Genomic DNA, 11967 nt, shown 5'->3' with positions numbered 1-11967 from the left:
TTTTTAGAAATCAGCTTTACGGACGTAGTGGGGGTTTTTGTATTTCTTCTCTGGTCCAAAACTAGAAACCACCAACTTGTTCCAAAGCGTTTTATCGAACTCTCCTTTAGGAATGGAAGGGTATAGTGTTTCTTCTTCTTCCCTTGCAAAGTTCATGTACTGCTTTTTCTTTATTTGGTTGTATTTCTTTGCGATTTGGTTGTGTTTTCTCACCCATTCGAGCTTATATTCACGCAACACGTTTTCGCCTTTTTCGGCGTCCATACGTGATAAGAAAAGGCGTTTGTACGACACTTTTCTGTCGAGCATAGTACGCATTACCGTCTGGATATACTTACCATGATGAGTGATGGTGATATCTTTCTCGTCAATAGGCGTGATAAACCAGCTCTTCGGTAAAAAGCTCGGCTTCTTAAATTGCTTATTACGTTCCACTAGCACCTGATGAAGAACTAAATCAGATGTGCCGCGAAAGGTCTTTTGCCACTTAGCGATTCGTATCTGTAACGAACCTGGTAAGCGATAGATGTTAGTAAACTTATCTTGGTCCATGGACTTCTGTCATGAAATTAATATGCAATGTGAAAATTCGCAAACACAAACCCACAAACGTCATAAACAGGTATTGTTTGAATAGGTTGCGTCGGTAGTTAGCGCGATTTTACAACGACCTTGCTGATAATAGCGAGGGGTTATGTCAATAATAGGTAAGAAATAAAGAAATTGTTTAGATTATGAATGAAAGTTTGCATCTAAGAAAAAGCCCGTTTCGTTAAAACGGGCTTGACGTAAGTGCTCATGTGCGCTCTGAGCTGTTTAAACAGCTTCCTCGAACTGCTTATCGTCCTCTTCTTCAATTTGCTGAATATGGCGGTTTGCTTGTTGAAGTTGGTACATTTGCGCGTAACGACCATTTTGCTTCAATAGTGCTTTATGGGTTCCGCTTTCTACCAAATCACCATGGTGTAAGACGATGATCTTATCGGCATCCAAAATGGTCGATAAACGGTGGGCAATCACCACAAGTGTCATGTCTTGGCGAAGTACTTGTAGACTCTTCTGAATCAACGCTTCGGTCCCCGAGTCGATGTTCGCAGTCGCTTCATCCAAAATAAGAATCTTTGGCTTCGCCACTAATACACGTGCGAGTGCAAGCAATTGTTTTTGGCCTGCCGAAAGATTGGTTTCACCTTGGCCAAGTTGCGTATCCAAGCCATTCGGATAACGACGAATCTGTTCAGCTAATCCGACTTTTTCAAGAGCATCCCAAATCTGAGCGTCTTCCATTGGTCTACTCAGAGATATATTTTCTCGCACGCTTGCTGGGAGAATGTGCGGATCTTGTTGAACCATGGCCACATCTTTACGAAGGACATCTTTACCTAACGACTTTAATGGGCGCCCATCAATGAGCAGTTCACCGAACTCTGCTGGGTAGAAGCCCATTAGCAGGGACGCTAGGGTACTTTTTCCGCTTCCGGTATGACCGACAAGCGCAATAAAGTCTTGGTGGTTGGCCTTTAAAGAAATGTCCTTCAATACGTCTTGTTTTCCGTCGTAACTGAAAGTCAGGTTGTTAAGCTCAATTGATCCAGCTCTTAATGGCTGATGGTCATCACCGTAAGTTTGCTCTTTCGCATCGATCAATTCGAACACACGTTCACTTGATACGAGCGCTTGCTGAAGCAATGCCAATTGTTGGGTCATCTCAATTAAAGGTTCGGTAACACGAGCAAGATAACTGATGAACGCATAAAGCACACCCACACCAATCAGTTCGATACCGTTGAAACCAAAGATAGCCACCAAAGAGAGTAGGGCGAGGCCCGCTAACAAGTCCATTAACGGGCGCAATAAGTAGCCATTCAAACGAATCACCTTTTTAGAAGCAACCAAGTGCTGCTCGGTTAGGTCATTAAACTGCTTGTTAAAACGCGCTTCTTGTTGCATGAGCTGAACAACACTCATCCCTTGGATTGATTCGCTTAAATTCGCATTGATATCGGTGAGCAAATCGCGCATGTTGCGGTAGTTCTCGGTACTCATCTGTTTGAATAGGTACATAAAGCCAACGACGATAGGCAGTAGCACCAACACAACCAGTGTTAACTTCCAACTCATGTAAGTCATTACGCCAAGCATGACTAAGATCATGACAACATTTTTCACCACCGTCGCGATAAGCAGTTCATAAAACTGCTGAAGCGATTCCGTATCGTTAGTGATGCGAGAAACCAGCTTCCCTGCAGGTGTGTAATCGAATGCTGATAGCGGTTGTTTGATGACACCAGAGAAAACTTGTTTACGAATGGTTTTTATCGTATCGGTTGCAACAATACTGAATTGTAGCGACTGAAAGTATTGGAAGGTCGCGGAGATGATTTGCAAAGCGATGTAACCAGCCGCGAGCGAAATCAAAATATCGCGCGAGTAGTCGCCTTTGGCAATATGTTCATCGATAAAGTATTGGATCAACCAAGGCCCACCGGCACTAGCTAACGCTGCAATAAACAGCAGAGAAAGCCCTTTAATCATTGGCTTTGGCTGAGACAATGGGTAAGACATTAACCGCTTAAATGTTGTTGATTGCTTCATGATTAGTCCTCCATTGCCTGTTCAAGTTTTTGGTACTGATACATTTCAGCGTACCAGCCTTGACGTTCAAGCAACGCTTTGTGCTGTCCGCGCTCTCCAATGTGACCGTGGTTTAGTACGATGATTTCTTCAGCCGCCTCTAGAGCCGTTAGACGGTGGGCAATGACAATCAGCGACTGGTCACGATAATAAGTTTCTAAGTTCTTAAGTATTTGATGTTCTGTCCGGCCATCTACGGCAGACAGTGCGTCATCCAACACGAGAACCTGAGCATTTGATAACATCGCACGAGCGATCGCGATACGTTGCTTTTGACCGCCAGAAAGGGTAACGCCTTTTTCGCCCACTTCGGTTTGGTAACCTTCAGGAAACTTTTCGATATCGTCATGGATGCACGCCAATTTTGCCGCGCGGTAGACTTCGTCTTTCGACGCATCTGGATTACCTAAAGCGATGTTGTCGAAGATCGATTTAGAGAATAGGAAAGGACTTTGGTTAACGACGGCAAAACGATTTCGCCACTCAGGTAATACGGCATCTTTAATGTTAATGTCACCGAACTGAATCGTGCCATTATCCATATCATGTTGACGGAGCAAGAGAGTCAGCAGCGTTGATTTGCCACTACTAACCGGTCCCGCAATACCCAACATTTTTCCAGGTTCTAATGTGGCGTATAAATCGGTTAGTGCGGCGGGTAAATTCTTAGACCAATAGAATTCATCAATTTTGATGTTCAATGGTAATGGCTGTTTACCTAACGATTTCTCACCACTGATGATTTCAGGTTGTTCATCGAAGATTTCTTGTAGGCGATTCCAAGCGGCAGAGCCACGCTCAAGAATATTAAACAAAAATGCAAAGGCCAGCATTGGCCAAATCATTAAGCCGAGATACATGGTAAATGCGGTTAAGTCCCCCAAAGTGATGTCGCCTTTATCTACCAAGTAAGCGCCAGAAGCCACACTTAGGAAGAATGACATACCAATGGTAATCTGGATGGCAGGATCAAAACGAGCATCCACTCTTGCAACTGCAATGTTCTTTGCGCCTGTATCATCAACGACGTCTTCGAAGCGTTGTTGCTCTTGGTTTTCTAATCCAAAAGCACGCAACATGCGAACGCCATTGAGAGATTCTTGCGTCATATCTGACATTGAAGAGAAGGCTTCTTGGGCAATTTTAAAGCGTTTATGAAGAATACGAACAATGAAGAAGATAATTACCGCCAAGAATGGCATTGGTAACAACGCCATGACAGTGAGCTTCCAACTGACTTGAGTGACCATCACAATCAGTACTGCAATGCCAGTAATCAGTGAGTCAGCTGCCGTTAGTACACCTTCTCCAGCGGTCATCACGATATTACGCACGTCATTAGTGCCTCGGGCCATGAGGTCACCAGTTTTAAAACGCTCAAAGAAACGAGGAGGTTGAGTCGACAAGTGATGATACAGGCGATTACGCAAAATGGTCCCTAATTCCCAACTCGCGCCAAATAGCCATATACGCCAGAGTATTCGACAGGCATATATCGCAAAAAACAACACGATAAGGCCCAATAACCACATGACTAAGGTACGGGTTTCTAGCGTGTTATCGACGACACCGTCAACGATAATACCAACCGCTTTGGGAGGAATTAATTGCAGGGCGGAAATGACAGCAAATAATAGGATTGAACCTACATAATGTTTCCACTTTTGTCGAAAATACCAACGCAATTGCCAGAATATTCGCATTTCGCCTCCTGCTTAAATGATTGAATTTATTATGGAACCATTATTGAGCGAAATGATGAGTTTACAAGCATAATTTTTGAGCGAAATAAAAAACAATACAATGTGTCGATTTTGTCATGGTGCATTGATTTAGAGCTTTATCTATCTCTGTAAGGACCGGATGTAACAAAATATTGTGAAATTTATGTTAATGCTTGGTTTTGCGGGTTTCTGTCGTGTAAAAGAGGGAAGGCTTCAAAAGTAAGTCTCTTGAAGCCCATTTTAAGGCGTTTTAGCAGTCGTCAGTTTTAATTTCGTACTTTATTTGACCACCGGCTGTATGTGGGTAGTATACCTCAACATAGCAAAGGTGAAAGATGTCTACAGGCTTGTTAGCAAAACCGATGAGGAAATAGGGTTCATTTTCGTCTTCAACCCCATACCATCGATTGATCGTTAATTGCGGATCAAATCCTGCTAAATCATGAGCGGGAATCACATTCTTGATATAACCGTAATAACCAATCAAATCTTTCACACCATCATTGTCCAAGTCGATGTTTTTAAGATCACCTGAATCGACTTGCTCTTGAGATTGAATAACGGCTTTAGCGTACACCTGATTATTTGCTGTCATTAAAGCTTCACGTGCCCCATAAAGCACGGCGACTCTCGCATCCTTTTGAATGTCCAGAAACTTGGGAAATGCGACGACACTCAATACGCCAAGAATGACGATGCAAATCACTAATTCTATCAGTGTAAAACCTTTTGTATTACGCACAGCCAACCTCCAAATTTGCATTTTTATCGTCTGCTATTCTGGAGCAAAATTATGGCTGGGAGAGGATTGAAAAAGAATGAAGTTTTTGGATGAATAACATGGTTCTTGTTTATTAAACAAGTTGCTTAAAATTACAGAAGAAATTCATTCATTCTCACACAAAAAGTAAGTTTTCTCTCAACAAGAAGAGGTGAAACACACGTTGGAATAAGGTGTTGAAGATGATGTCCTCAATCGTGCACACCCTCTGATGAATTTGACATTTTTATCACTGATGTACCAGCGAAGTTTGTCATGGTAAATGAAATCGGCTTTTGGCGACGAGAGGTGGATTAGTTAGTGTCAGAAAGAACAAAATCGACAAACGTGCGATTTTTAAGGGAAAGCTGTTTTGAACGGTAAAGTAGGTGGATCGGTTTTGGCTTGGGAGCATGTTGATGGAGAATTTCAATCAATGCGCCAGATTGTATTTCTTGTTCAACTAAGATCTTTGGTTGCAGAAGAACACCAGAGCCTTTTAACGCGGCAAACTTAAGTACATCGCCATTATTAGACGTTAATCGGGTGTTGCTGTTTCCAAAGGTATTAGATGGCATATTCACCACTTGTTGGCTTTCTCCTTGGTGATACTGAAAACCCAAACAATGATGCTGCGCTAAGTCATCAAGCGATTGGATAGGGGCATGTTGCTCAAGGTAAGAGGGTGAGGCGCAGTAAGTCATGTGGTATTCACCCAATTTTCTCGCGACTAACGACGAATCGACCAATTCACCGATTCGAATAATCACGTCAGCTTCGCTTCGATATGGGTCAATCAAGTTGTTATCCAACATCAGCTCAACGTTCAAATCGGGAAATTCAGCTAAGAAGTCAGCCACGATGGGGGCGATGACCTTTTTACCATAAGTGACAGGGCAGTTAACTTTTACTGTTCCGGTTGGACGGTTAATCAGCGTCTGGATTAGGTTCTCTGCGTTGGTGATGTCTTCAATAATACGGTGGCACTCTTGATAGTAGAGTCTGCCAGCTTCGGTCAGGGACTGTTTGCGCGTGGTGCGATGAATCAGCTGTGTACCTAAGCTTTGCTCAAGAAAGCCCACGTGCTTGCCAACCATGGTCGGTGAAATATCAAAGTGGTGTGCAGCATTACGAAAGCTGCCATGTTCGACCACGTAAGCGAAAACTTTCATGCTTGTTAATTTATCCATTGCACACTCAGAGTTGATAAAGAAATAACTAAAGCAGAGTTTATCAATCAAATGAGGTTAATTACAGTGGACGTATGATTAAGAATGGAGAAAGAGAGCCATCATGAGCGAGACGATTTTTGTTACCGCCGAGCTGAAAATGAATGTCGATAAGCCAAGACAACAAGTGGTTGAAGCCATCGAACAATTTTGCCTTGATATGCAAAGCGAAGCGGGATGCTTGCAAGCGAATGCGACCTACGATTCGAAAGAACCACAACGTGTGATTCTTTGGGAGCGATATGAAAACCGTGCCGCGATTGAAGCGCATTTTGCTATGCCGCATACACAAGCGTTTATTGCGGCTGAAATGGCAGAGTTAGTCCAAGCATTCGAAACCCAAGCTCAATAGGAGAAGCGAACATGAAATGGGGCATTTTAGGCACAAGCTTTATCTCAGGTGTCATGGCTGAGGCAATCCAAGGCGATGACAAGAGTGAACTGTACGCGGCTGCTGGGCGTTCGGAGCAGAACTTAAAGGCATTCGCTGAGCAATATGGCGTCGAGAATACGTTCAACGATTACGATGCGTTGATTGCCGATGAGCAAGTCGACATTATTTATATCGCATTGCCAAATCACCTTCATCATGACTTTATGGTCAAAGCGGCAGAACAGGGTAAAGCGATCCTGTGTGAAAAGTCGCTTTCGGTAGATATGGAAAAAACCGAGTTGGCACTAAAAGCAGTTGAAACACACAAGGTATTCTTTGCTGAAGGTTTAATGTACTTACATCACCCGTTGATCAGCGAGTTGGTTTCGGTGCTTAAATCGGGAGAGATTGGTGAACTTCGCTCGATTCATTCTTCTTATATTGCGTCGATTGCACAGTTTGTTAATCCAGACAGCAAAGGTGCTTTGTATAACTTAGGTTGCTACCCAATGTCATTGGTGCATTTGGTGGTGAAAACCATGTTGGGTGAACAAGCCTTTGGAAACCGCTCTATGACGGCGATTGGTCGACGAGGTAACGATGGGAACATCTGCGAGTCGAACTTGATGATGCAATTCGGTGAGCAACAAACGGCGAGCGTACACACTGCCGAAGATCATGGATTGAAACACCAGTTCACCATTCTGGGTAGTAAAGGCTGTATTACGTTAGACTCGAATCCATGGCTACCAACGCAAGAAAACCAGTTTAGCGTGGAAATTTACGAGACGTCGAAGCGTGAAGTGTCTGTTCCGGCAGGTGGGGACGCATTCTTCTATCAAGTGCGCAATATTCGCCAAGCGGTTGAAGAGGGGCGTACCTCGTTAGAAAACCCTTGCGCAACATGGGAAGACTCTCACCGTATTATGCAGCTACTGACTGAGTGGGAATCACTAGCTTCAAAGTAAGTCTGCACTTAAGTGAAATAGACTAATGAAGATAGAAACGGCGCACTAAATACAATGATTAGTGCGCCGCTATTATTTTGTGTCCAGTTTGGATTAAATTCGGTTATCGCCGGTGCTGAACGCAATGATTTGGCTGATCTCAGACAGGCTTCGACCACTTTCTTGCTGCCATTGAACAAACGCTTTGTTGGTGGCATCGAGCGATTTTTTCGTATCTTTGCCACCCTCAATGATCTTGCAATTGCGCAGGTAAGCCTCGACGTCACTAGACAAGATAAAGGTATCAACACCCATTTGACGCAGTGTGTAAGGGCCGGTATTTCCACCTAGGCGATTACCGCGTTTCTTCAAATATGCCCATAGGTCGGTGATTTTCTCTTGCGGCCAATCGGCAACCATTTTGCCAAACGAGCCGTATTCGATTTTTGCTTCGTGGATCATACGAGCATTAGCAGGGATCGACATGACTTTAGTGAGGTGGCGAATGATGCGTTTGTCGGTTGCTTTGGTTTCCCATTGCTCGTCTGACAGCATCAATAGCGGCTCAATCTTAAACCCAAAGAACACTTCTTCGAAGTTCGGCCATTTGTTGCGTACCACGCTCCACGAAATCCCACTTTGGAATACTTTCATCGAAAAAGCGGCCAGCCAACGGTCGTCGGGAATCGCTGCCAATTCTTCTTTGCTTAGTGGATGAGACAAAAGCGCTTCAAGTTGATCTTCACCACCTTTACGCTCGGCAGCGCGCTGATAAATCGCGTCAAATTTTTCGATACTCATAAAAGAAGTTAGTCCTAGTTTATGTCGATATTTGCGAAACATACTACGCTTAAGTGGCTGAATCGTAAATTGATGGAGTGTCACAAATGAAGAAGGTCACATTAACATTTGTCGGGGAAGGTTCGGATCGTATTGCAGAAAAATTTTATGCGTGGATGACCGATGGTGGGTTAGAAGACAGCATGATTGAGAATTTATCTGACCGTGAAATCTCAGTGGTCGGCATCAGTGATATGGATAATGAAACGCGTGATGTGGTGATCAATACGGAAATGAATTAGGGTCTGTTGACCTTTTGAGCTGATTTTTGCAGCAGTTTGTGGGTTCTTTATACAAGGCAGAGGCTTTGAAATGTAGTTGCCCTACCTGATAAGCCGATAACGCAGTAGAAAGGAGCCACAAACGCTGCCCGACGGGTTCGGCTAAAAGCGTTTTACTCTTTGTTGAGAGGATTTTGCTTAGAATAACTAGGCTACAAACCTCTCGCCGCGATTAAAACGCTTTTATCTCGAACAAAATTTAACCGCAAAAGATCAACAGACCCTTATGAGTCGTCTTTCGTCAGCAAGTAGAATCAGGTAAAACAAAGCCCTTCACTCGAAGGGCTTTGTTGCGCTTATAAGCATGGGAGCTTAGCTGTTTACCAGCGTTAGACCGCTTGGCAGTGCATCACCGAAGATACGCTTCGATTCGCTCTCAGATAGCTCTTTGACTTCTTCAACCAGTGATACCCAAGACTCAGGTACCTTGCTTTGCTTCAACTTAGCCAGTACCTGTTCACGGTAGTCGTCTGAGATATCGAATAGGCGGTCGCCCGTCTTACGACAAATCATTACGGCTGCGAAAGCGATCATTGGTTCTTTCTGCCAGTTCTGCTCTAACAGCTTAGGTAACCACTGTTCCGCTTGTTCACGAGGAATGACGTTATGCTGGCTGCCATACAAAGGCGTACGCGATGCCAAGCGACCCATTGCCCACCAGTGTGCTTGTTCGAACTGGTTATGGTTGATGGCTTTGCTCAAGAACCAAGTTGCCAATAGAACTTTGTCTTCGACTTCTAGGTGTTCAAGCGATGCCGCTAATCGAACCATGGATTCATAACCCATGTCTTGTGCCGTTTTGGCGGATTGTGGGTTTTTCATCGCGCCAGGGTGTAGGTATTTCGCGATGTCCGCCAAGATGGTCTCTTGTTGCTCTTGGCTTAAACCACCTGCGATACGACGCCAGAATACCCACCAGTCAGTCCAACCTTGATGGTTCTTAAACTGAATGTTTTGCTGGTAGAGCCCCCAAACTTGCTCAATGCGCCATGAGTCGGTTGGATCGCCAAAGCCCGGACGCAATGCAAAGCCCGCCAAACGAAGCCAGTTTTTCTCGTGCTGTTCAGAACGACGGCGACGTTTACGACCTTGTGCAAAGGTATCAAAAAGTTGGCGTAGGGTAGTGAAATCCCACTCGTCACGTTTGCCCAGTTTCTTCTCAAGATCTTTGGCTAAGGTTTTGATCTCTTTGCTTTCCGCGCTTTTCTTATTACCGCTGTAAAGGCGAGCGATCAGCTCCTTACATTCGTTCAGTTTAGGATGAAGCTTAACTTGTTCGCTGTCGTCGGCTTGCTTGTTACGAACTTCGAATTCCAGCTCCCAGCGTTTGCTGTCGTCTTCTGCGCTGACACATTCCATCTTAAGTGTGCCGACTTCAGTCAACTGACACGCCAGTTGTACTTCTACGCGCTCTTTCTGGTTGGCTTGCAGTTCGGCGCCTTCACCCTCGAGAGTGGTGATATAAGGTGGAAGAGGAGCAAACAAGTCGGGGTCAACATCAACCATCACACCGTTTTGAATAGCGGTGTTATTGGTTAAGGTATCGTGGGTAGAAGTTAGCAGGTTAAAGCGAACAGGTTCACCTAGGGTAAGTGAGAAGCGACGACCACTTAAGCGTATCTCGTGTCCTTCTTCTGTACCTTTTGCAAGCAAACAGAGCGCTTTGCCCATCTTGTTCTTCTCTTGAAGATGCAAGAAATAAGAACGCGCTGCGCCACCACCAATTTTAAGTTGTGCGCCACGACGTGCTTTACCAAATGCAACGGCACCTAGTGCAACAGACCAATCTGGATGTGGGTTATCTAATACCGTAACCGGAGCGCCGCGCCAATCGGACAGTAGGGTAGTGACACGCTCAGTCACAAGCTCACTGTTGAACACACCACCGTTGAGTAGCAAACCGACTGGAATTGCATTTTGTTTGTCGTCTTCAATGCCAAGAGCGGCACGAGACACTTGCTGATGAGTCGTTAAGAACTCGGCAACGTGTTTGCTCACTGCTGGGTCAGCAACGTATGGAAGACCAAACTCGACAACCGCGCTGCGGCGTTTATCTGGTACTTCGCTGAAATCAGAAAGCGGGAAGAAGCCATCCAAAGCGATTTGGTGCACTTCTTGTTTGCTCAACCCAATACTCTTTGTTCCGCCAAGAAGTTTTGAGCCGCTGCCTAGCATGGTGATTTTTACTTCTTCAGGTGCACTCGCTGAAAGTAGGTTTTCTTTCGCCTTGCGAGTTTGCTGAATCAGCTTAGTCAGGCTTGCTGCAGTGAGCTTCTTACTTTGTTCCCCTTTATTTTGAGAAAGGCGGCTTTCCGCAAGGTGTGCTAATGCTAAGTCGAGGTTATCACCACCAAGCATCAAGTGCTCGCCAACACCAATACGATCAAGGGCTAGTTCATCTTGAGAAGAGAAACTGGCTTCAATCAAGCTCAAGTCGGTAGTACCACCGCCCACATCACACACCAGAATCAGTGGCAACTCTTTGAGCTCATCAGTTGCGGTTTGCTGGTGGCGTGCGTACCAGTCGTAACATACGGCTTGTGGTTCTTCGAGCAGGACGATTTTTTTCAAACCTGCCAACTCAGCGGCTTTAAGCGTAAGCTTACGAGCGGTTTCATCGAACGACGCTGGAACGGTCACAACCACATCTTGGTCTTCTAGCTTATTGCTAGGGTGACGGTAGTTCCATGCTTGACGAATGTGGTTGAGGTAGCTTGCGCTGGCAATGACGGGGGATACTTTATCTACGTCTTGCGCACCAGCCCAAGGAAGAATGTCTGAACTACGATCCACTGCTTGGTGCGATAGCCAGCTTTTAGCACTGGATACCTGACGTCCTTCCACCTTAGCGCCTAATTCACGAGCCCATTCACCCACGATCACATTACTAATGTCGCCAGATACCGGTTCGTTTTCCCAAGGGAGTGTTAGGTCAGAGGGGGAGATTTGACCAACCGCAGGGTGATAGCGGAAAGAGGGCAGCAATGGTTTACGAACCACTTCACCCGGACCAATCAATTGGTCGATGTCGAATAGGAATACTTCGGATTGTTCAAGGTTGTCGGTGATTTCACAGTACGCCACAACAGTGTTTGTGGTGCCAAGGTCAATACCAACAAGAAAACGAGGAGATGCCATACAAACCTTCGTGTATTTAAAAACGGCACCCGATTGGATGC

General features: G+C 45.0%; 10 protein-coding genes. 3 read left to right on the top strand and 7 right to left on the bottom strand.

The annotated features are described in order from the left end of the window. Positions 1 to 3: 3 nt before the first annotated feature. The 5 genes from OQJ86_RS10745 to OQJ86_RS10725 form a co-directional block, all read right to left on the bottom strand. Complete coding sequence (locus OQJ86_RS10745; protein WP_038872233.1) at positions 4 to 552, bottom strand: hypothetical protein; 549 nt, start codon at positions 550 to 552, stop codon at positions 4 to 6. Between the two features lie 264 nt (positions 553 to 816). Next, positions 817 to 2595, bottom strand: coding sequence for an ABC transporter transmembrane domain-containing protein (locus tag OQJ86_RS10740; RefSeq protein ID WP_265987721.1), 1779 nt, complete (start codon positions 2593 to 2595; stop codon positions 817 to 819). 2 nt (positions 2596 to 2597) lie between these two features. Further along, positions 2598 to 4337: an ABC transporter transmembrane domain-containing protein gene (locus OQJ86_RS10735; protein ID WP_265987720.1), complete on the bottom strand. Its 1740-nt coding sequence runs from the start codon at positions 4335 to 4337 to the stop codon at positions 2598 to 2600. A 271-nt stretch (positions 4338 to 4608) separates the two neighbouring features. Then, positions 4609 to 5100 (bottom strand): prepilin-type N-terminal cleavage/methylation domain-containing protein, encoded by a 492-nt coding sequence (locus OQJ86_RS10730; protein ID WP_265987718.1) that lies wholly within the window; start codon positions 5098 to 5100, stop codon positions 4609 to 4611. Positions 5101 to 5432: 332 nt separating this feature from the next. Further along, entirely contained in the window at positions 5433 to 6308 is an 876-nt protein-coding gene (locus OQJ86_RS10725) for a LysR family transcriptional regulator (RefSeq protein ID WP_038872261.1), read from the bottom strand. 103 nt (positions 6309 to 6411) lie between these two features. Here OQJ86_RS10725 and OQJ86_RS10720 point away from each other — a divergent pair, with 103 nt between their 5' ends. Together OQJ86_RS10720 and OQJ86_RS10715 are read left to right on the top strand one after the other, a co-directional pair. Beyond that, entirely contained in the window at positions 6412 to 6699 is a 288-nt protein-coding gene (locus tag OQJ86_RS10720) for a putative quinol monooxygenase (protein ID WP_042601318.1), read from the top strand. An 11-nt stretch (positions 6700 to 6710) separates the two neighbouring features. After that, entirely contained in the window at positions 6711 to 7688 is a 978-nt protein-coding gene (locus OQJ86_RS10715) for a Gfo/Idh/MocA family protein (RefSeq protein WP_265987716.1), read from the top strand. Between the two features lie 93 nt (positions 7689 to 7781). Here OQJ86_RS10715 and OQJ86_RS10710 read toward each other — a convergent pair whose 3' ends face one another. Then, complete coding sequence (locus OQJ86_RS10710; RefSeq protein ID WP_005377694.1) at positions 7782 to 8468, bottom strand: DNA-3-methyladenine glycosylase I; 687 nt, start codon at positions 8466 to 8468, stop codon at positions 7782 to 7784. A gap of 86 nt (positions 8469 to 8554) precedes the next feature. On the opposite strand from OQJ86_RS10710, the gene OQJ86_RS10705 reads away from it, so the two are divergent. Beyond that, positions 8555 to 8749: a hypothetical protein gene (locus OQJ86_RS10705; protein ID WP_005377692.1), complete on the top strand. Its 195-nt coding sequence runs from the start codon at positions 8555 to 8557 to the stop codon at positions 8747 to 8749. Between the two features lie 351 nt (positions 8750 to 9100). Here the strand turns inward: OQJ86_RS10705 and OQJ86_RS10700 are convergent, their stop codons facing one another. Beyond that, positions 9101 to 11926, bottom strand: coding sequence for an Hsp70 family protein (locus OQJ86_RS10700; protein WP_265987714.1), 2826 nt, complete (start codon positions 11924 to 11926; stop codon positions 9101 to 9103). Between the last annotated feature and the right edge of the window lie 41 nt (positions 11927 to 11967).

The sequence above is a fragment of the Vibrio sp. Sgm 5 genome, from assembly GCF_026241575.1.
Classification (GTDB): Bacteria; Pseudomonadota; Gammaproteobacteria; order Enterobacterales; family Vibrionaceae; genus Vibrio; species Vibrio jasicida.
This window is presented reverse-complemented; position numbering and strand designations above follow the sequence as displayed.

What these genes read in the sequence shown, in the direction of transcription:
- OQJ86_RS10745 (WP_038872233.1), bottom strand. Translation starts at nt 552, where the DNA reads ATGGACCAAGATAAGTTTACTAACATCTATCGCTTACCAGGTTCGTTA.
- OQJ86_RS10740 (WP_265987721.1), bottom strand. Translation starts at nt 2,595, where the DNA reads ATGAAGCAATCAACAACATTTAAGCGGTTAATGTCTTACCCATTGTCT.
- OQJ86_RS10735 (WP_265987720.1), bottom strand. Translation starts at nt 4,337, where the DNA reads ATGCGAATATTCTGGCAATTGCGTTGGTATTTTCGACAAAAGTGGAAA.
- OQJ86_RS10725 (WP_038872261.1), bottom strand. Translation starts at nt 6,308, where the DNA reads ATGGATAAATTAACAAGCATGAAAGTTTTCGCTTACGTGGTCGAACAT.
- OQJ86_RS10720 (WP_042601318.1), top strand. Translation starts at nt 6,412, where the DNA reads ATGAGCGAGACGATTTTTGTTACCGCCGAGCTGAAAATGAATGTCGAT.
- OQJ86_RS10715 (WP_265987716.1), top strand. Translation starts at nt 6,711, where the DNA reads ATGAAATGGGGCATTTTAGGCACAAGCTTTATCTCAGGTGTCATGGCT.
- OQJ86_RS10710 (WP_005377694.1), bottom strand. Translation starts at nt 8,468, where the DNA reads ATGAGTATCGAAAAATTTGACGCGATTTATCAGCGCGCTGCCGAGCGT.
- OQJ86_RS10705 (WP_005377692.1), top strand. Translation starts at nt 8,555, where the DNA reads ATGAAGAAGGTCACATTAACATTTGTCGGGGAAGGTTCGGATCGTATT.
- OQJ86_RS10700 (WP_265987714.1), bottom strand. Translation starts at nt 11,926, where the DNA reads ATGGCATCTCCTCGTTTTCTTGTTGGTATTGACCTTGGCACCACAAAC.